Genomic DNA, 19,216 nt, shown 5'->3' with positions numbered 1-19,216 from the left:
ATGCAACCTCTCTATAAATTTCTGGTACTGGCCCTGCTCGTGGCCGGTGCCCCGGCCTGTACCGACGTACTCGACCGGACTCCCCAGGGCGAGTATACCCTTGACAACTTCTTCCAGACCGAGGAACAGGCCGTGCAGTCGGTAAACGCCGTCTACAATCAGCTGCGGAGCTGGGAAACCCACGTATTCTCCTTCATCGGCATGACCGACATCGTCAGCGACGATTCCGACAAGGGCAGTACGCCCTCCGACGGCTTCTTCCTCCAGGAGATCGACCAGTTTACTTACGCGCCCACCAACGTGGCCCCCAGCACCGTCTGGGCGGGGTACTACACCGGTATCTTCCGCGCCAACCTCGTGATCGAAAACCTGCCCGAGGTACCGGCGATCGACGAATCCCTGCGCACCCGCCTGAACGGAGAAGCCAGCTTTCTGCGGGCCTACTTCTACTTTAACCTCGTCCGCTGGTTCGGCGGCGTACCCCTGCTCCTCGAGCCCTTCCCGACCAACTTCGAGATCGCCCGGGCCTCGGCCGGCGAGGTGTACGCCCAGATCGAGTCCGACCTCCAGACGGCCATCAGCGCCCTGCCGGCGAGCTACGCCGCCGCCGATATCGGTCGTGCGACCAGCGGAGCGGCGAAGTCCATGCTGGCCAAGGTAGCCCTCACCCGCGGCAATTGGCAGCGGGCGGCCGACCTGTCCCTGGAAGTGATCAACAGCGGCCGGTACGAGCTGTACCCCACCTTCAGCGGCATCTTTACCCAGGAGGGTGAGAACAGCAGCGAGAGCATCTTCGAGGTGCAGGCCGCAGCCTTCGAGATCGGCGGCGGCGGCAGCCAGTACAACGAGGTACAGGGCGTGCGCGGCGTCCCCAACCTGGGCTGGGGCTTTAATCGCCCGAGCGACGACCTGGCCGCTTCCTTCGAAGCCGGCGACCCGCGACGTGATGCCACCATTCTTTACGTAGGGGAGGTACTGCCCGACGGCTCCGGCATCGTGGAGGGCGATCCCAACATCGACGGCGAACGCTTCAACCAGAAGGCCTTCGTGACCGACCACCCGGGCGGCAACGGCAACGGCCCCGGCAACATCCGCATCCTGCGCTACGCCGACCTGCTGCTGATCGCCGCCGAAGCCCTCAATGAGCTCAACCGGCAGGAAGAGGCACTTATGTACCTCAACATGGTCCGCGCCCGCGCCCGCGGCGGGGCCAACGTGCTGCCCGACGTCACCACTACCGACCAGGGTGAGCTGCGGCAGGCCATCTGGCGCGAGCGCCGCTCGGAGCTGGCCCTCGAGCAGCACCGCTGGTTCGACCTGGTGCGCACCAACCGTTCCTTCGAGGTGATGAAGCCGCTGCGGCCCAACTTCACCCAGAACAAGAACGAGCTGTTCCCCATCCCGCAGACGGAGATCGACCTCAGCGAGGGCGCCCTCGAGCAGAACCCCGGCTACAACTAGTGGGTAAGCACCCGAAAAAGGCAACGGGAGCGCGGTCGGCCGACCGCGCTCCCGTTTTTTATTTCCGCTACACCACGTACCTTGTCCGAATGCAACGTCGATCCGTCTTCCACCTCCTCCTGGCCGTCATGCTGACGGTTTCTTCCGGCTTCCTTAGCGCCCAGCAGTTCCGGGCGCTGCTCATCACCGAGACCGCCGGCTGGCACCACGGCTCCATCACGGCCGGTATCCCCGCCCTGCAGAAACTGGCCCAGCGCCACCAGTTCCGCCTCGACCGCCAGCAGGACGCCCTGCCCATCAACGACGACGGGCTGGCCAACTACGACGTGATCATCATGCTGAACACCACCGGCGACGTCTTCAACGACGAGGAGCAGGCCGCCATCGAGCGGTTCATCCAGTCGGGCAAGGGCTGGGTCGGCATTCACGCCGCCTCCGATACCGAGTACGACTGGGAGTGGTACACCCGCCTCGTCGGCCACATGTTCAACGTGCACCCCCGCAACCAGACGGCCATGCTGCAGGTCCGCGACGGCTCCTTCCCCGGCCTCCAGCGGTGGCCGGAACGGATGCTGTGGACCGACGAATGGTACGACTTCCAGCCCGCCACCGTGGAGGGCCTTAACTACGTCCTTACCGTGGACGAGAGCACCTACGACGCCACCGCCGACTGGGGCGCGAAGAAGACCGAGGGGATGGGTGAGTTGCACCCCATCGCCTGGTACCACGAGTTCGACGGCGGCCGCGCCTTCTACACCGCGCTGGGTCACATCGACGAGACCTTCCAGGACGACTTTTTTCTCGAGCACCTCTACGGTGGCATCTACTGGGCGGCCACGGGCCGGGGCGTCTCCACGACCAAGTAGGGCGGCGGAGCGCGGGTGCGGGGGAGAGCCCGGGAACGGGGCAAACCCGGCTCACAACATCCGATAGGTCTGGATACCCGCCAGCAGTACGAACAGCGACCCTACGATCAGGTGGACGTGGCGGGTGAGTACGTGGGCGTGGTTGTCTATCCAGCGGGCCCCGAAGGCGTATGCCGTCAGCAAACCCATCGCACCCGCGGCCCCGCCCGCTACGAAGAGCGACTTGGCGGCCACCGATACGTCGAGTATGCCGTCGGACATCAGCCAGCTGCCCAGGGCGAAGTTGTAGGGGATGGCCAGGAAATTCAGCAGCGAACGGCTGATGCCTTCCAGGAAAGGGTTGACCACGTCGTCCCGCTCCCGCTGCTCTTCCACGCTCACGTCCGCGTGTTGCTCCCGCCACCACTTGAAGAAGAAGTAAGCCGCTAGGAAGGCGAGCACGGGAATCGCCCACCAGCTGAGCAGGTCGAGGATATCCGGATTTTGCCGCAGGTAATTTGCACCCACAATAGCGACGGCCGTTTGTACGAAGTACACCACCGAGATGCCGGCGGCGTAGCGGATCGCCTTGTTCCGGCCGGCCTCTAGGCTACAGGTGGCCACCGAAAGGTTGAGCATACCGGGGGGCAGCACGGCCCCGAAGGAGGAAAGCAAGCCGAGAAAAAAGGCGGTGAGCAGGGGCAAGTCGGAACGGGATTAGGTAGAAACCCTAACCGCCGCACCGACCGCGGGGTTTCCCCGATCGTGGCCTGCCGGCCCGGATGGCCGTACCGCAGACAAGCGCCGCCAATTTAATCTTTCCCAAAAGTGAGCAAAGCCGGGAAATGTTCCGTTGGACCGGTACACCGCGCCCCGCGCGCACCGGCAAATCTTTCCCTCATGTCCTCCAATACCGAGTCCGCTACGGAGAACGGCTACCCCGCCGCCCCCCACCGGAACAAGATCACGCTGACCGTCAATGGCCAGAAACACGAACTATCCCTCAGTCCCTGGACCACCCTGCTCGATGCCCTGCGCCAGCAGCTGCACCTGACGGGCACCAAGAAGGGATGTGACCACGGACAGTGCGGTGCCTGTACCGTACTCCGCGACGGGGAGAACGTGAACAGCTGCCTGTGCCTAGCCGTCATGCAGGAGGGCAGCGAGATCGTCACGGTGGAGGGGCTGGCCGCCGAGGACGGTACCCTGCACCCCGTACAGCAGGCCTTCCTGGAGAACGACGGCTACCAGTGCGGCTACTGCACCCCGGGGCAGATCTGCTCGACGGTGGCACTGCTCGAGCACGACCGCGGCAACAGCCCGGCGGAGATTCGCGATCTCATGAGCGGCAACCTCTGCCGCTGCGGGGCCTACACCAATATTTACAACACCATCGCCGAACTCCAGGGCGCGAAACAATCCGGCTCCGACCATGAATAACTTCTCCTACCAACGCGCCGGATCGGTGGCCGAGGCTTCCGGGGTCGCTACGGAAGGCGGCCGCATCATCGCCGGCGGTACCAACCTGGTGGACCTCATGAAGTACCGGGTCGAGAACCCCGAACACCTGATCGACATCAACCGCCTGGCCCTGGGGGAGATCGAGGACGGCCCCGACGGCGGCCTACGCCTCGGCGCCCTGGTCACCAACGCCGCCACGGCCTACGACGAGCGAGTGAAGGAACGCTACCCGGTACTGGCCGAAGCCATCCTGAGCGGAGCCTCCACCCAGCTCCGCAATATGGCCACCAACGGGGGCAACCTGCTCCAACGCACCCGCTGCTACTACTTCTACGATACCGGATCGCCCTGCAACAAGCGGGAGCCCGGCAGCGGCTGCCCGGCCATGGAAGGGCAGAACCGCATTCTGGCCATTCTCGGCACCAGCCCCCTGTGCATCGCCACCCATCCCTCCGATATGTGCGTGGCCCTAGCCGCGCTGGACGCCACGGTCAACGTGACGGGTTCCGGTGGTGACCGGCGGATCCCCCTGGCCGACTTCCACCGCCTGCCCGGGGCGCACCCCGAGCGCGACACCAACCTCGAGGCGGGGGACGTGGTGACCTCCATCGACTTGCCGGAAGCCGGCTTCGCGGGTCATTCCACCTACCTGAAGGTGCGCGACCGCGAGTCATACGCCTTCGCGCTGGTGTCGGTAGCCGCCTGTCTTGAGCTGGACGGCGACACGATCAAGGAGGTGCGCGTCGCCCTGGGGGGCGTGGCCGCCAAACCCTGGCGCGACCCGGCCGCCGAATCCCGCCTGGTGGGTAAGCCCGCCACGGAGGAAAGCTTCCGTACCCTCGCCGAAGCGCTCCTCAGCGGCGCGCAGGGGCACGGACACAATGATTTTAAAATTCCGCTGGCCAAGCGCGCGATCGTGCGCGCCCTGACGACTGCCCGCGACAACGACAGCAAATAGCATGGGAACCAACTATATCGGCCAACCCCAGGTACGTACCGACGGCCGCCTGAAGGTGACCGGGCAGGCCACGTACGCCGGAGAATTTACCGCCCGCGACCTGGTATACGGCTACGTGGTACAGAGTACCATCGGCCGGGGCCGCATCACGTCCATCGATACCTCCCGCGTCGTAGCGGTACCGGGTGTCCGCAAGGTCTTCACCCACGAAAACCTGCCGGAATACCTGAAGCGGAACAGCGCCGACTACAGCGACCCCCTGGCCCCTCCGGGACAGCCCTTCCGGCCGCTGCACGACGCCGAGGTGCTCTATAACGGGCAGCCGATAGCGGTGGTTTTTGCCGAAACCTTCGAACAGGCCCGCCACGCCGCGGCGCTGCTGTGGGTGGAGTACGCCGAGGAGGAGGTACAGCCCCTGCTGCGGCAGAACCTGGACGGCGCTACCCGCGAAGACGTCCCGGACCCCCCGACCGCCCGGGGTGACACGGACACGGCCTTCGCCGCCGCCGCCCATACGATCAAAGTGGAGTACAGCCAGCCGCGCCACTTCCATAATCCTATGGAGCCCCACGCTACGGTGGCGGTCTACAAAGAGGACGGGACGCTGGATATCTACGACAAAATCCAGGGCGTGGCCAGCAGCCAGCAGTACGTCTGCGGAGTATTCGGACTCGACAAAAAACAGGTCCGCGTAGTATCGCCCTTCATCGGCGGCGCCTTCGGCTCCGGGCTTCGCCCGCAGTACCAGCTTTTCCTGGCCGTCCTCGGTGCGACCGAGCTGAAGCGACCGGCGCAGGTTACCCTCACCCGTGAGCAGATGTTCTCCTTCGGCCACCGACCGGCCCAGTTGCAGCGCTTCCGGGTATCGACGGACGCCAAGGGTCGGCTCACGAGCCTCGACCACACCTCCTTCGGGGAAACGAGCCGTTTCGAGAAGTACAACGAAACGATCGTCGCCTGGACCGGCCTCATGTACGACTGCGAGAACGTAAAGCTGGACTACCAGCTCGTACCCGTCGATGCCTATACCCCCAACGACATGCGGGCCCCCGGCGGGGTGACCGGTATGTGGGCCCTCGAAAGCGCCATGGACGAAATGGCTAACGCCGCCGGCTTGGATCCCCTGGCGTTCCGCCTGCTCAACTACGCGGAGCGCGACCAGAACGAAGACAAGCCCTTCTCCAGCAAAGCCCTTCGCGAATGCTACCAGCAGTGCGCCGAGCGGTTTGGCTGGAAAGACCGCCCCACCCAGCCCCGAAGCCGGCAGGAGGGCAACGAACTGGTCGGCTTCGGTATGGCTACCGGTGCCTGGGAAGCCAACCAGCAGAAGGCCAGTGCACGGGCCAGTTTTTCCGCTGACGGTCAGCTCACCGTCGGTACCGCCACCGCCGATATCGGTACTGGCACTTACACCGTTATGTCGCAGATCGCGGCCGAAACCCTTGGGTTGCCGATCGATCGGGTAGTGTTCAACCTGGGCGATACGGACCTGCCGGAGTCACCCATCGAGGGCGGCAGCTGGACGGTAGCCTCCGTCGGCTCGGCGGTTCAGAGTGCCGTGCGCATGCTCAGCCTCCGGTTGTTGGAACTGGCACGCGAGTACTTCCCCCGCCGCTTCAAACACGCGGAACTCGGCGACGTGACCTTCAGCGACGGCTTCATGCAGGCCTGGTCCTCCGAGCCACTCGAACTTACCGGCCTGCTGGAGAAAGCGGGTAAGGAGATCGTGTCCGTCGGGGTGGACCACTCACCCCGCAAGGACCGCGGTGATTACTCCACCTATGCTCACGCCTGCGTGATGGTGGAGGTACGGGTGGACCGCGACCTCGGCAACGTGCGCGTCGAGCGCATCGTGACGGCCGCCGCCGCCGGACGCATCATCAACCCGAAAACCGCCGAAAACCAAATCCTGGGCGCCATGGTATGGGGCATAGGCATGGCCCTGGAAGAAGAGGGACTGGTAGACCACCGCTCGGGCCGCATCATGAACGCCAACCTCGCGGAGTACCACGTGCCCGTGCACGCCGACGTGCAGGGCCTGGAAGCCATCTTCGTGGAAGAGCACGACGAGATCGTCAGTGCCCTGGGCGCCAAGGGGGTTGGGGAGCTCGGCATCGTCGGGGTTCCCGCCGCTATCGCCAACGCCGTATACAATGCGACGGGTGTCCGGGTGCGTGAGTTGCCGATCACCCTGGACAAGTTGCTCTAGCGGTCCAGTTGCTCGACCATGGGCTCGATGGCCGCCTCCCAGATGTCGTAGCCGTCGTCGGTCATGTGGAGGTTGTCAGCCAGAAAAATGTCCTGCCGTACGGTCCCGTCCGGTTGCAGGGCGGGGGTCCAGACGTCGACGAAGTATACGTTGTCCTGCTTTTCGCTGTATTTCTCCAGCAGTTCGTTGGCCTTTTCGTATTCCTCGTGCAGTTCCCAGCGGGCTACGCTGGGCTTAGGAGAAATGAAGACGACCGGGACGTCCTTGCCCAGGTTGCGGGCCACCAGCTTGCGGAATTTGCGGGCCGATTTCAGCACGTCGCGGGCCGATTTGCCGGCGGCGATGTCGTTGTCTCCCTCGTAGACGAAGATCGCCTTGGGGTGGTAGGGGTAGACGAGGCGATTCGCGTAGTAGTTCAGGTCGGAAAACTGGCTCCCTCCGAAGCCGCGGTTAATTACCCGGTGGCCCTCCAGGTCATCCTGCAGGCTCTTCCACATCCGGACCGAGGAACTGCCGACGAATAAGATCACGTCGGGGTCGACCGGTGCGATACTGTCGGCTGTTTCGAATTGTCGGATCTCCGCTTCGAAGCGGGTCGGGTCCGGTGATTTCTGGGCGGTAAGCGGCAGGAGAAGCAGGCAGAGCAGGAGCAGGAGGAGCTGTGGCATAACGATGAGATTGACAGGGGGAAAGATACGATCCGGTCCACTGCGCCGACCCGGGCGCCAGGGAAGAATAAAAAACCCCTCCCGTGGGTACGGAAGGGGTCGGGGTCATCAAAGGTCAGATCAAGGCTAATCGGTAGATAAATTTTCCATCTGCATCTTGAGTTCGGCCATTTGGTCCTGCAGGGTAGTGAGTTGCATTTGCAGCGCGTCAATGTTCTGCTTCAGCGCCTTGTTGAGGGTTTCCTGCGATTCGACCGCCGCAGTCAGCCGCTTTTCGGCCTCTTCGATGTAGGGGTTCAGGTCCACCACGCCGCCGTCGCTCAGGATCAGCAGGTAGTTTTCCTCGTCGAACGTGAGGGTCTGCAGCTCGTTGCGGGGGTCGGCGTCGGTCTGGGGCGGGATCAGGGCATCGATGCGGATCTCGCCGAAGTTGCTGGGACGGGAAACCATGATGTTGTCTCCTCCGACAAACCGCACGTTGGAGTTATTCTCCGACAGGATGATGCGGGGGTCGATGGAACCCTGGAAGAGAAACTTCTGAAGTTCGTTCGTGGGGTCGGCATCGGCGTCCGAACCGCCCGTGCCGGTGGGCAGGGTGATCGACCCGCCGCCGCGGCTCAGCGTCAGGGTGTTGCCCATGAGGCTGAGGGCCTGCAGCTCGTTGGCGGCGTCGCCGTCGCCGTCGCTCTCTACGTCGATGGTGATTTCTCCGGTGCTGGCCTCGCGGGTGACGCTGGTGTTCTTACCACCGATGAGGCGGAAGTTTGCATTGTTTTCCGACAGCAGGATTCGGGGGTCGGTGGTTCCTTCGAAATTGAACTTCTGAATCTCGTTCTGCGCGTCTTCGTCGGCGCCGGCGGGAATGTTGACGGTGTTACCGCCGGTGATGGTCAGGGTGCGGGCGCTCTCGTCAAAGGTCAGTTCCTGGTTGACGGTGGTGCCCCCCGTGGGCAGGTCAACGGAGCCGCCCCCATTGGAGAGTTCCAGGCGATTGCCGGTGAGGCTCAGGGTCTGTAGCTCGTTTGCGGGATCCGCATCCGGTACGTCCACGTCGATGGTTATGTTTCCGAGGCCGCGCTGCCGGGTAATGGTGGCGTTCCTGCCGCCAATCAGGCGGAAGTTGGCGTTGTTCCCGGACAGCATGACGTAGGGATCTCTGGTACCCTGAAAGTTGAACTTCTGGATCTCGTTCTGTGCGTCGCCGTCGCCGTCGGTCACGCTCACCAGGGGAGCGACCGCCTCCGCGAGGGAGTCGAGGCTCACCCGGCCGCCGCCCTGGCTTAGCGTAATCCCTTCCGTATCCAGGCTCAGGGTCTGGAGCTCATTGGCGGGGTCGGTATCCGGTACGTCCACGTCGATCGTAATGTTTCCGAGGCCGCGCTGGCGGGTGATGCTGGCGTTCCTGCCGCCGATGAGGCGGAAGTTGGCGTTGTTCTCGGACAGCATGACGTAGGGGTCTTTGGTGCCCTGGAAGTTGAACTTCTGGATCTCGTTTTGTGGATCGGCATCCGCGTCGTCGCCGGTTGCGGGCAGGGTGATGCTCCCTCCGTTATGGCTGAGCGACAGCGTGGATCCGTTGAGGGAAAGCGTCTGCAGTTCGTTGAGGGTATCGCCGTCTAGTTCTTCCGGCAGTTCCACGTCAAAGTAGATATTGCCGAAGCGGCTGGGGCGGTGTATCCGGGTGTGCTTGCCGCCGATGAGCCGGAGGTTGGAGTTGTTTCCGGAAAGCATGACCATGGGGTTCTCGTTCCCCTGGAAGCCGAATGTCTGTAGCTCATTGGTCGCGTCGTCGTCGCCGTCGGCCGGCAGGGTGACGGTGCTGCCACCACTGATGGTCAGGTCACGTCCGTTCAGGACAATGTCCTGCAGCTCGTTCGTCGGGTCGGCGTCGGCATCTTCCCCACCGACGGGCAGGGTTACGGTGCCGCCGTTGTGGCTCAGGGTCAGTAGGTTGTTCTTAAGGCTAAGCTGTTGCAACTCGTTGGTGGCGTCGCTGTCGGGTAAGGCTACGGTGCTGCCGTCGGTAATGCTGAGGTTACCGTCCGTGATGCTGATGTCCTGCGGCTGGTCGTTACCGCCTGTCGGCAGGGTGATGCTGCCACCGTTCCGGTTCAGGCTAAGCACGTTCCCCTGCAGGCTAAGCTGCTGGATTTCGTTGGTGGCGTCCGCGTCGTCGTCGTCGATGTCGATCAAGCCATCAAGGTCGACCTCGCCACCGTTGTGGCTCAGGCGTAGGCGACTGCCATCGGTGGTGAGTTGCTGCAGTTCGTTGGTCACGTCGCCGTCGGCTTCCTCGGGCAGGGTGATGGTGCTCCCGCCGGTGATGGTCAGGTCGCGACCGGTGAGGCTGATGTCCTGGATCTCGTTGGTGGGATCGGCATCGGCGTCGGCGTTACTGCCGGCAGCGGGTAATACCACAGTTCCGCCGTTGTGGCTCAGGCTTAGGACATTGCCCTGGAGGCTAAGCTGCTGGAGCTCGTTGCTCGCGTCACCATCGGGTAGCTGTACGGATCCGCCGTTGCGGTCCAGCAGAAGCACGTCCCCTTGCAGACTCATCCGCTGCAGTTCGTTGGTCACATCGCCGTCGGCTTCCTCGGGCAGGGTGATGGTGCTCCCGCCGGTGATGGTCAGGTCGCGACCGATGAGGCTGATGTCCTGGATCTCGTTGGTGGGGTCGGCATCTGCGTCGGCGTTATTGCCGGCCGCGGGTAGTACCACGGTACCGCCGTTGTGGCTCAGGCTGAGGACATTGCCCTGGAGAGACAGCTGCTGCAATTCATTGACTGCATCTCCGTCGCCGTCGTCGGGCAGGTCGATGGTGCTCCCGTTGCTGATGGTCAGCTTGCGGCCGACTACGCTGATGTCCTGAATTTCGTTGGTAGGGTCAGCGTCGGCGTCGTTAACGTCGATACGTCCGGCCAGGTCGATCTCGCCGCCATTTTGGCTAAGGCGGATGATGGTGCCGTCGGCGCTCATCTGCTGGAGCTCGTTGGTCACGTCGCCGTCGGCTTCCTCGGGCAGGGTGATGGTGCTCCCGCCGGTAATGGTCAGTTCGCGACCGGTGAGGCTGATGTCCTGGAGCTCATTGGTGGGGTCGGCATCGGCGTCGGCGTTATTGCCGGCGGCGGGTAGTACCACGGTACCGCCGTTGTGGCTCAGACTGAGGACATTGCCCTGGAGAGACAGCCGCTGCAGCTCATTGACGGGATCGGCGTCGGCGTCGTTGACGGTCACCTCGCCGCCACCGTTGCTTAGGGTAAGGCGGTCGTCGGTGCGGGTGATTTGCTGCAGCTCGTTGGTCACGTCGCCGTCGGCCTCCGCGGGCAGGGTGATGGTGCTTCCGCCGCTGATGCTCAGGTCGCGGCCGGTGAGGCTGATGTCCTGAATTTCGTTGGTGGGGTCGGCATCGGCGTCCGCGTAGTCGGAAGCAGAAGGCAGCACGACGGTGCCGCCGTTGTGGCTCAGGCTGAGTACGTTGTTCTGCAGAGAAAGCTGCTGCAGCTCGTTGGTTACGTCTCCGTCGGCCTCCTCGGGCAGCGTAATGGTGCTGCCGTTGCTGATGCTCAACTCGCGGCCGGTAAGGCTGATGTCCTGCAGCTCATTCGTGGCATCGGCGTCGGGCAGGGTGATCGTACTGCCTCCGGCAATGGTGAGCTGGTCTCCCTGGATGGAGATGTCCTGGATCTCGTTGGTGGGGTCGGCGTCGGCGTCGCTGACGTCAATGCGCCCGGCCAGGTCGATCTCGCCACCGTTCTGGCTCAGGCGGATGATGCTGCCGTCTGCGCTGATCTGCTGCAGCTCGTTGGTCACGTCGCCGTCGGCCTCCGCGGGCAGGGTGACGGTGCTTCCGTTGCTGATGGTCAGTTCGCGGCCGGTCAGGCTGATGTCCTGGATTTCGTTGGTGGGGTCGGCGTCCGCGTCCGCGTAGTCGGACGCGGAAGGCAATACGACGGTACCGCCGTTGTGGCTCAGGCTGAGAACATTATCCTGCAGGGACAGCTGCTGCAGCTCGTTGACCGCATCTCCGTCGCCGTCGTCGGGCAGGTCGATGGTGCTTCCGTTGCTGATGGTCAGTTTGCGGCCGACCAGGCTGATGTCCTGCAGTTCATTCGTAGCATCGCCGTCAGCCTCCGCGGGCAGGGTGATGGTGCTTCCTCCGGTGATGGTCAGTTCGCGGCCGACCAGGCTGATGTCCTGGATCTCATTCGTGGGGTCGGCGTCGGCGTCGTTAACGGATACGTCCCCGCCGCCGTTGCTCAGGGTGAGGCGGTCGTCGACGCGGCTAATCTGCTGCAGCTCGTTGGTTACATCGCCGTCAGCCTCCGCAGGCAGGGTGATGGTGCTTCCGCCGGTGATGGTCAGTTCGCGGCCGGTCAGGCTGATGTCCTGGATTTCGTTGGTGGGGTCGGCGTCCGCGTCCGCGTAGTCGGACGCGGAGGGCAGTACGACGGTACCGCCGTTGTGGCTCAGGCTGAGAACATTGTCCTGCAGGGTGAGCTGCTGCAACTCATTCGTGGCATCGGCGTCGGGCAGGGTGATGGTACTGCCTTCGGCAATAGTCAGCTGGTCTCCCTGGATGGAGATATCCTGAATTTCGTTGGTGGGATCGGCATCCGCGTCCTTGACGTCGATACTTCCGGCCAGGTCGATCTCGCCACCGTTCTGGCTCAGGCGGATGATGCTGCCGTCGGCGCTGATCTGCTGGAGCTCGTTAGTCACGTCGCCGTCGGCCTCCGCGGGCAGGGTGATGGTGCTTCCTCCGGTGATGGTCAGGTCGCGGCCGGTCAGGCTGATGTCCTGGATCTCATTCGTGGGGTCGGCATCGGCGTCGTTGACGGATACGTCCCCCCCGCCGTTGCTCAGGGTGAGGCGGTCGTCGGTGCGGGTGATCTGCTGGAGCTCGTTAGTCACGTCGCCGTCGGCCTCCGCGGGCAGGGTGACGGTGCTTCCGCCGGTGATGGTCAGTTCGTGACCGGTGAGGCTGATGTCCTGGATCTCGTTGGTGGGATCGGCGTCCGCGTCCTTGACGTCGATGCGCCCGGCCAGGTCGATCTCGCCACCGTTCTGGCTCAGGCGGATGATGCTGCCGTCGGCGCTCATCTGCTGGAGCTCGTTGGTCACGTCACCGTCAGCCTCCGCGGGCAGGGTGATGGTGCTTCCTCCGGTGATGGTCAGTTCGTGACCGGTGAGGCTGATGTCCTGGATCTCGTTGGTAGGATCGGCGTCCGCGTCGGCGTTGTCGCCGGCGGCGGGTAGTACGATGGTACCCCCGTTACGGCTCAGGCTAAGGACGTTGCCCTGCAGGGAAAGCTGCTGCAGCTCATTCATGGGATCGGCGTCGGCGTCCCATACCTCGATCAGGTCGTAGACATTAATTTCACCGCCGTTCTGGCTCAGGCGGATGATGCTGCCGTCGGCGCTGATCTGCTGGAGCTCGTTGGTCACGTCGCCATCGGCCTCCGCGGGCAGGGTGACGGTGCTCCCGCCGGTGATGGTCAGGTCGCGGCCGGTCAGGCTGATGTCCTGGATCTCATTCGTGGGGTCGGCATCGGCGTCGTTGACGGATACGTCCCCCCCGTCGTTGCTCAGGGTGAGGCGGTCGTTGGCGCGGGTGATCTGCTGGAGCTCGTTGGTCACGTCGCCGTCGGCCTCCGCGGGCAGGGTGACAGTGCTCCCGCCGGTAATGGTCAGTTCGCGGCCGGCCAGGCTGATGTCCTGGATCTCGTTAGTGGGATCGGCGTCCGCGTCGGCGTTGTCGCCGGCGGCGGGCAGTACGACGGTACCGCCGTTACGGCTCAGGCTGAGGACGTTCCCCTGCAGGCTGAGCTCCTGGATCTCGTTGACGGCGTCTCCGTCGGCCTCCGCGGGCAGGGTAACCGTGCCACCGTTGGATAGCGTCAGGTCGCGGCCGGTAAGGCTGAGCTGCTGGAGCTCGTTGGTGGGGTCGGCGTCGGCATCCTTGACGGACACGTCTCCGCCGCCGTTGCTCAGGCTCACTACATCCAGCTTGCGGCTGAGGGTTTGCAGTTCGTTGCTGGGGTCCGCGTCAGGGTCCGTGTATTCGGATCCGGCCAGCGCTGAAAGGTCTACCGTGTTTCCGTCCGTCAGCGTCAGGAGGTGGGTGACCGGATCGTAGTCGAGTAGCTGGAGTTCATCGTCATCGGCGCCGTCACTGCCGGACCCCGCTTTGTTGGCGTAGAGGGCGTAGGGTACGGAGAGCAACTGGGTGGCGCCCATGTTGAGGTAGTTGTAGCCACCCTCGGGATCCAGGTCGATGCGGAGGAAGTAGCTGTCGGCGCCCCAATCGACACCGGCCATATTTCCGTCGAGCGGCTCGCCGAGCCCGATCGCCAGGTCGAAGATGCCGAGGTCGGACGTGATCACTTCGTGCCGCTCACTGTAGCTGACGGCACCGTAGGCCCCGCCCTTCAGGAGCGTCACCCGTACGGCGACCGGTTGCCCGGCGATGACCTGATCCTGCGCGTCGCGCGCCAGGGCCTGAAACTTGAAGCCCAGGGGGGCCTGTGCCGTTGCGGCAATACTGAAGCCCAGCAAAAAGAGGCAAAGGATGAGGGCTCGGCGGAGGAACCCCGGGAGGTAATAGTGAATCATGATGGTAGGTATGAGCTTGGGATAGGGTAGTCGAATAGAAGATTAATGGCGCGCTACGCGAAGCGTCCGCACGGGCTCGCCGCCGCGGCGGATACTTAGTAGGTAGGTGCCGGCGGGAAGGTGCCGGAGGGATAGTTGCATTTGGTCCGGCGTCAGGGCACGGTCGAGCAGCTGGCGGCCGAGCAGGCTACTCAGGGTCACCCGGTCACCGGGCAACCAACTGCCCGTCAGGGTCAGTTTGTCGGTAGTGGGGTTCGGGAAGGCGCGTACGTCGAGGTCGACGCGGGGCGATTTCCATTCGGAGGCAGGGACGACCGTCCGGGCGGACTGGTGAAAGCCCTGCGCCAGCGTGAGCCGGGTGCGGTGCTTATCCACCGCGATCTCGCCTACCGTAAAGTGAAGGCTGCCCCCGTCGCCACCGGTAAGGAGGGCACCGGCGGCGCCGATCACGGATTGTTCGATGGACTGCGCCTGCAAATTCAGGGCGAGGACGCAGGTGCAAAGCAGAGTAAAAAGACGCATAGGCAATAGGTGTATTCTGTTCAGCGGGTGAGGTTAAAGGTGCCGGTCAGGGTGGTCTCCCGGCCGTCGTGCAGGTACAGGGTAGCGGTGTATCGGTAGGCTCCGCTTTCGGCTCGACTGCCGCGCGACTCCCCGTTCCACGTTAGTCGCGGATCGTCCGGGGGTAGCGCCCGGGCCTGCTTCCGCCAGACGGTACCCTCGGCGTCCGTGATCGCCAGGTCGCCGATCGCCGTGACGCCGGGCCCGGGGTAGAGTTTCCAGGGGTCAGGCTGTTCGGCGTGAAAGCTGGCCGGCACGTAGGCGAGCTGGTCGTCGGTCACGCGCAGGGTGAAGGTGTCGCGCACCAGGCAGCCGGCGGGGGAGCGGGCCTCCGCCGTAAATACCCGGTCGCGGTCGGTAGCGGCGCGGGGGGCGGTGCAGTCGGCGCAACTCAGGGCGGCCGCGGGCGCCCAGTCGATCTCGGTAACGGTGAAGTTGGGGGCCACGGGGAGGGGGACCGCCTCGCCGGATACCGCGGTTCCGGTACGGTGGCCGGCCCCGAACAGCCGCAGCGGGGTCGCCGCCGGCACCCTGACGGTGCGCTCGGCGGTGCAGCCGTCCAGGGTTTGTACCCGCACCGTATACTGACCGGCCGCAAGGTTGTCGAAGTGGCCGGTCTGCTGGTAGCCCGCGTCGTCCACGGCGTAGAGCAGCGGTCCGGGCCCGCCCGCCCTGACCGACAGGCTGCCGGTAGCGGAGCCCGGGCAAAGCGGGCGTACCGCATCGACCCCCGCTACCCGTACCGCCGCGGTGGCTACGGTATGGCGAAATTCCCGGGCGCATCCCGCCGCATTGGTCACCGTGACCCGGTACGTCCCCGGTCCGGCGACCTGGCGCACGGGGGCGTTGCTCCCGTTGTCCCAGGCGTACGTGTGGAAGGTCTGGCTCAGCCCCAATTCTTCTTCCGACTGGCCGCAGAGGACGTTGGGACCGGTGACGTACGCGTCCTTGCCCGGTACGATGACGTGCACCCGCTCGGGGCGGGGACCGCCGATCACCGCATCGGTGTAGCGGGCTTCGCCGCGGTATTCCTGTCCGTAGCATACGTCTACGGTAGGAATGTCCGCCGTTACCGGAGCCACCATACTGTCGGGCAGGGCAGGCACCACGTAGCCGGCGGCGGCAGCGGGCGGGGCGGGCAGAGATGTGAGCGGAGAATGCAGCGCGCTAATAAGCAGGCTGCTCCAGAGGAGAGCGCAGTACATAAAGAACCAGCGAAAAAAATTGCTTAAGAGAGAGACACGTAAACACAGAGAGTCAATAGACTCGACCAACCTAACGGCGGGTCGGGGGAAATCCTTGCACGCTGCGGTGACTTCTTGACGATTAAATTTTGTCGATCACCCGTATTTCGGTATAGCCTGCCCCCCGACGGGCCGGTTACCCGTTTGTGCCGCACCCGCGCGCGCCGCCCGTAAAACTACCTTTGGCGGCCAGGCGTTCCCCGGCCATAACCCCGTAGCCGTGCTCGCCAAACGTATCATCCCCTGCCTGGACATTAAAGACGGACGTACCGTCAAGGGTGTCAATTTCGTCAACCTGCGCGACGCCGGCGACCCCGTGGAGCTGGGCGCGAAGTACAGCCTGGCCGGCGCCGATGAGCTGGTCTTCCTGGACATCACCGCCACCCACGAGCGCCGCCGGACGCTGGCCGACCTGGCCCGCGATATCGCCCGCCACCTGAATATTCCCTTCACCATCGGTGGCGGTATCCGGGAACTGGCCGACGTCGACGTCCTCCTCGACGCCGGCGCCGACAAGGTGAGTATCAATTCCGCCGCCGTGCGCCGGCCGGCGCTGATCGATGAGCTGGCCTACGCCTTCGGCAACCAGTTCGTGGTCGTGGCCGTAGACGCCAAGCAGGTAGACGGCGAGTGGTACGTGCACCTCAACGGCGGCCGCATCCGGACGGAGCACAAGCTGTTCGACTGGGTTACCGAGGCCCAGGAACGCGGCGCGGGCGAGATCCTGTTTACCAGCATGGACCACGACGGCACCAAGGCGGGCTTCGCCAACGCGGCCCTGGCCGAGATGAGCGACCGGCTTAGCATTCCCATCATCGCCAGCGGCGGCGCGGGCAACAAGGAGCATTTCGCGGAGGTATTTACGGAAGGAAAGGCCGACGCCGGGCTGGCGGCCAGCATCTTCCACTTCGGGGAAGTCGAAATCGCCGACCTCAAGAGCTACCTGAGCGCGCAGGGCGTGCCCGTACGGCCGGTCTAGAGAGCCATGCCCCGCATGACCCACAGCGAATAGAGGTAGCCGCCGGCCGTAACGGTTGCGTAGGCGATCGTGAGGATGCCGTAGATCAGGAACAGCCGGCTGAGGGAGGTCATGGCGCCGGAGAGGGCGGCGTGGTCGCCCGCGTCGCTGGCCGCTACCGCGGACTTTCCAAAGGTGAAAAGGAGATAGGCCAGGTAACCCAGCAGCAGCAGGATCCCGACGTAAATCACCAACACGACGCTTACTACCGCCATCCCCCCGCCAGGCATATTCATGGCCAGGCCGGTGAGGCCCGTGATTATCCCGCTATAGACCACGATCACGACCAAAAACAGCCCCAGGCCTACCATGCCGACCACCCCGACCAGGCGGCTCCATACGCCAGCCTTGCGGAAGTTTCGAACGTCTTCGGGGGATAAGGTCAGGTGGGGGGATTCGTCGATCATCTGTGGGTGGGTTCCGGGGGAGGGGTACGCCTACTGAAACAGCGAGAACGCCCCCGTGATAAATATGCCGGCAAACCACAGGGCGGAAAATGCCAACTGGATGACGGTGAATATACCAAGAATCTTCAGCAAGCGGGCCAGGGAGCCGAAGGAGGTTACGATGGCGTCTTCGTTGCGCGTTTCCACCGCTACGATCGCATTATTGCCGAACTGGTAGAGCAGAAAGGACAGGTAGAACATGAGGGCAAACAGTAAGCCATAGACGATCACGATCGGGATCAGCCAAGCCGTCATCATCCCGCCGAACTCCGAGTTGCCGGTAATCCCGATGAGCGTGCCACCGAAAACGATCGCCGTCAGGGCACCCAGGCCGATACCTACCATACTGACAATACCGATAAACCGGCCCCACTTGCCGGCTTTGCGTAGGTTTGTGCTTCCGGCGGGCGGCAGGCCGGGACCACCGCCCAGTCGGTCGTCGAGGGGTGCGGAGCTTTCGTACATGATTCGGAGATTTAGGTAAACGCTGAGGAAAGTATAATGAAGATAACCAAGAATACCCAGGGGCAGGTCGACTTCTCCAAGGACAACGGCCTCGTACCGGCTATCGTGCAGGATAGCACCACCCGCGTGGTCCTGATGCAGGGCTACATGAACGCCGAAGCGCTCGAACGTACCCTCGACTCCGGCCACGTGACCTTCTACAGCCGCAGTAAACAGCGCCTCTGGACCAAGGGAGAAACCTCCGGCAATACCCTGTCGCTGGTGCGCATCGACGCCGACTGCGACCGGGACTCCCTCCTCGTGCGGGCCGATCCCGCCGGCCCGGTCTGCCACACCGGCGCCGATACCTGCTGGGACGAGGCGAACCGGGGCGACTTTCTCGATCACCTCGAGCGCACCATCCAGGAGCGCCGCGATAACCCCAGCGAAGGCAGCTACACGACCTCCCTGCTGCAGCGGGGCATCAACAAGGTCGCCCAGAAGGTGGGTGAGGAGGCCGTCGAGCTGGTCATCGAAGCCAAGGACGACGATAAGGATCTCTTCCTCAACGAAGCCGCCGACCTTATGTACCACTACCTCGTCTTACTGGCCGCCAAGGGCTACACCCTGGAGGAAGTGCGGGAGGTACTGCGCGGGCGGCACAAATAGGGCGGCGGAGCGCGGGTGCGGCGTACGCGCGCAACCAAAGCAAGGCTCCACGGCGTTACCTCAATCCACTCCTACAAGTTATTCCCCCCATGTCCCTACAAGACCGCATCACCCCCGACCTCAAAACCGCCATGCGCGCCAAGGACCAGGCCGCCCTCCGGGGCATCCGCGCCATCAAGAACGCCATCCTGCTGCAGCAGACCGACGGCAGCGGAGCGACCCTCGACGAGGCCGGTGAGATCGCCCTACTTCAGAAACTGGTGAAGAGCCGGCAGGAGAGCCTCGAGATCTACGAGCAGCAGGGCCGCGACGACCTGGCCCAGCCCGAGCGCGAAGAGATCGAAGTGATCAGCCGCTACCTGCCCGAGCAGTTGTCAGACGAAAAGCTGGAAGCCATCGTTAAGGAAGTGATCGCCGAAACCGGAGCCACCTCCATGCGCGACATGGGCAAGGTGATCGGCGCCGCCAACGCCCGCGTGGCCGGCCGGGCCGACGGCAAACAGGTCGCCACCACCGTAAAACGCCTGCTGAGCTAGATCTACCGGGACCGCAGGCCCCTCTACCGAAGCCGCACGCGCAGCAAGCGGATTCTCTACCGGGGCCGCAGGTCCCTCTACCGT

15 protein-coding genes are annotated in these 19,216 nt (G+C 64.0%); 8 read left to right on the top strand and 7 right to left on the bottom strand.

From position 1 onward, the window contains the following. Together DQG19_RS15240 and DQG19_RS15235 are read left to right on the top strand one after the other, a co-directional pair. Entirely contained in the window at positions 1-1,461 is a 1,461-nt protein-coding gene (locus DQG19_RS15240; RefSeq protein ID WP_116127325.1) for a RagB/SusD family nutrient uptake outer membrane protein, read from the top strand. An 89-nt stretch (positions 1,462-1,550) separates the two neighbouring features. Further along, positions 1,551-2,327: a ThuA domain-containing protein gene (locus DQG19_RS15235; protein WP_116127146.1), complete on the top strand. Its 777-nt coding sequence runs from the start codon at positions 1,551-1,553 to the stop codon at positions 2,325-2,327. Positions 2,328-2,378: 51 nt separating this feature from the next. On the opposite strand, the gene DQG19_RS15230 is transcribed toward DQG19_RS15235, so the two are convergent. Then, on the bottom strand, positions 2,379-3,011 hold the full coding sequence (locus tag DQG19_RS15230) for a LysE family transporter (protein WP_116127145.1): 633 nt from the start codon (positions 3,009-3,011) through the stop codon (positions 2,379-2,381). Between the two features lie 195 nt (positions 3,012-3,206). Between DQG19_RS15230 and DQG19_RS15225 the strand changes: the two genes are divergently transcribed. The 3 genes from DQG19_RS15225 to DQG19_RS15215 are packed head-to-tail and all read left to right on the top strand — an operon-like array spanning position 3,207 to position 6,934. Beyond that, the gene (locus DQG19_RS15225; RefSeq protein ID WP_116127144.1) at positions 3,207-3,746 is read left to right on the top strand and encodes a (2Fe-2S)-binding protein; all 540 of its coding nucleotides are present in this window, start codon (positions 3,207-3,209) and stop codon (positions 3,744-3,746) included. Continuing rightward, positions 3,739-4,725: an FAD binding domain-containing protein gene (locus DQG19_RS15220; protein WP_116127143.1), complete on the top strand. Its 987-nt coding sequence runs from the start codon at positions 3,739-3,741 to the stop codon at positions 4,723-4,725. The genes DQG19_RS15225 and DQG19_RS15220 overlap by 8 nt, the downstream gene beginning before the upstream one ends. A gap of 1 nt (position 4,726) precedes the next feature. After that, positions 4,727-6,934, top strand: a complete 2,208-nt coding sequence (locus DQG19_RS15215; protein ID WP_116127142.1) for a xanthine dehydrogenase family protein molybdopterin-binding subunit — start codon at positions 4,727-4,729, stop codon at positions 6,932-6,934. Here DQG19_RS15215 and DQG19_RS15210 read toward each other — a convergent pair. From DQG19_RS15210 to DQG19_RS15195, 4 genes are all read right to left on the bottom strand, one after another. Then, entirely contained in the window at positions 6,931-7,602 is a 672-nt protein-coding gene (locus tag DQG19_RS15210; RefSeq protein WP_116127141.1) for a GDSL-type esterase/lipase family protein, read from the bottom strand. The genes DQG19_RS15215 and DQG19_RS15210 overlap by 4 nt on opposite strands. Before the next feature lie 126 nt (positions 7,603-7,728). After that, positions 7,729-14,214 carry a hypothetical protein gene (locus DQG19_RS15205; protein ID WP_116127140.1) on the bottom strand — a complete coding sequence of 2,162 codons (6,486 nt, stop codon included), beginning with the start codon at positions 14,212-14,214 and terminating at the stop codon, positions 7,729-7,731. 42 nt (positions 14,215-14,256) lie between these two features. Then, the gene (locus DQG19_RS15200; protein ID WP_116127139.1) at positions 14,257-14,736 is read right to left on the bottom strand and encodes a T9SS type A sorting domain-containing protein; all 480 of its coding nucleotides are present in this window, start codon (positions 14,734-14,736) and stop codon (positions 14,257-14,259) included. Between the two features lie 20 nt (positions 14,737-14,756). Then, positions 14,757-15,980 (bottom strand): hypothetical protein, encoded by a 1,224-nt coding sequence (locus DQG19_RS15195; protein ID WP_116127138.1) that lies wholly within the window; start codon positions 15,978-15,980, stop codon positions 14,757-14,759. Between the two features lie 259 nt (positions 15,981-16,239). On the opposite strand from DQG19_RS15195, the gene hisF reads away from it, so the two are divergent. Further along, on the top strand, positions 16,240-16,998 hold the full coding sequence (gene hisF, locus DQG19_RS15190) for an imidazole glycerol phosphate synthase subunit HisF (RefSeq protein ID WP_116127137.1): 759 nt from the start codon (positions 16,240-16,242) through the stop codon (positions 16,996-16,998). On the opposite strand, the gene DQG19_RS15185 is transcribed toward hisF, so the two are convergent. Both DQG19_RS15185 and DQG19_RS15180 read right to left on the bottom strand, forming a co-directional pair. Continuing rightward, on the bottom strand, positions 16,995-17,444 hold the full coding sequence (locus DQG19_RS15185; protein WP_116127136.1) for a hypothetical protein: 450 nt from the start codon (positions 17,442-17,444) through the stop codon (positions 16,995-16,997). The genes hisF and DQG19_RS15185 overlap by 4 nt on opposite strands. A 30-nt stretch (positions 17,445-17,474) precedes the next feature. Then, complete coding sequence (locus DQG19_RS15180) at positions 17,475-17,948, bottom strand: hypothetical protein (RefSeq protein WP_116127135.1); 474 nt, start codon at positions 17,946-17,948, stop codon at positions 17,475-17,477. A 36-nt stretch (positions 17,949-17,984) separates the two neighbouring features. On the opposite strand from DQG19_RS15180, the gene hisIE reads away from it, so the two are divergent. Together hisIE and DQG19_RS15170 are read left to right on the top strand one after the other, a co-directional pair. Further along, the gene (hisIE, locus tag DQG19_RS15175) at positions 17,985-18,596 is read left to right on the top strand and encodes a bifunctional phosphoribosyl-AMP cyclohydrolase/phosphoribosyl-ATP diphosphatase HisIE (protein ID WP_116127134.1); all 612 of its coding nucleotides are present in this window, start codon (positions 17,985-17,987) and stop codon (positions 18,594-18,596) included. A gap of 89 nt (positions 18,597-18,685) precedes the next feature. After that, positions 18,686-19,132 carry a GatB/YqeY domain-containing protein gene (locus tag DQG19_RS15170; protein WP_116127133.1) on the top strand — a complete coding sequence of 149 codons (447 nt, stop codon included), beginning with the start codon at positions 18,686-18,688 and terminating at the stop codon, positions 19,130-19,132. The last annotated feature ends 84 nt before the right edge of the window (positions 19,133-19,216 follow it).

It is taken from the genome of Lewinella sp. IMCC34183 (genome assembly GCF_003390915.1).
Taxonomy (GTDB): domain Bacteria; phylum Bacteroidota; class Bacteroidia; order Chitinophagales; family Saprospiraceae; genus Neolewinella.
The sequence above is the reverse complement of the archived record's forward strand: the minus strand, read 5'-3'. Positions and strand labels throughout refer to the sequence as shown.

What these genes read in the sequence shown, in the direction of transcription:
- DQG19_RS15240 (WP_116127325.1), top strand. Translation starts at nt 1, where the DNA reads ATGCAACCTCTCTATAAATTTCTGGTACTGGCCCTGCTCGTGGCCGGT.
- DQG19_RS15235 (WP_116127146.1), top strand. Translation starts at nt 1,551, where the DNA reads ATGCAACGTCGATCCGTCTTCCACCTCCTCCTGGCCGTCATGCTGACG.
- DQG19_RS15225 (WP_116127144.1), top strand. Translation starts at nt 3,207, where the DNA reads ATGTCCTCCAATACCGAGTCCGCTACGGAGAACGGCTACCCCGCCGCC.
- DQG19_RS15220 (WP_116127143.1), top strand. Translation starts at nt 3,739, where the DNA reads ATGAATAACTTCTCCTACCAACGCGCCGGATCGGTGGCCGAGGCTTCC.
- DQG19_RS15215 (WP_116127142.1), top strand. Translation starts at nt 4,727, where the DNA reads ATGGGAACCAACTATATCGGCCAACCCCAGGTACGTACCGACGGCCGC.
- DQG19_RS15210 (WP_116127141.1), bottom strand. Translation starts at nt 7,602, where the DNA reads ATGCCACAGCTCCTCCTGCTCCTGCTCTGCCTGCTTCTCCTGCCGCTT.
- DQG19_RS15205 (WP_116127140.1), bottom strand. Translation starts at nt 14,214, where the DNA reads ATGATTCACTATTACCTCCCGGGGTTCCTCCGCCGAGCCCTCATCCTT.
- DQG19_RS15200 (WP_116127139.1), bottom strand. Translation starts at nt 14,736, where the DNA reads ATGCGTCTTTTTACTCTGCTTTGCACCTGCGTCCTCGCCCTGAATTTG.
- DQG19_RS15195 (WP_116127138.1), bottom strand. Translation starts at nt 15,980, where the DNA reads ATGTACTGCGCTCTCCTCTGGAGCAGCCTGCTTATTAGCGCGCTGCAT.
- DQG19_RS15185 (WP_116127136.1), bottom strand. Translation starts at nt 17,444, where the DNA reads ATGATCGACGAATCCCCCCACCTGACCTTATCCCCCGAAGACGTTCGA.
- DQG19_RS15180 (WP_116127135.1), bottom strand. Translation starts at nt 17,948, where the DNA reads ATGTACGAAAGCTCCGCACCCCTCGACGACCGACTGGGCGGTGGTCCC.
- hisIE (WP_116127134.1), top strand. Translation starts at nt 17,985, where the DNA reads ATGAAGATAACCAAGAATACCCAGGGGCAGGTCGACTTCTCCAAGGAC.
- DQG19_RS15170 (WP_116127133.1), top strand. Translation starts at nt 18,686, where the DNA reads ATGTCCCTACAAGACCGCATCACCCCCGACCTCAAAACCGCCATGCGC.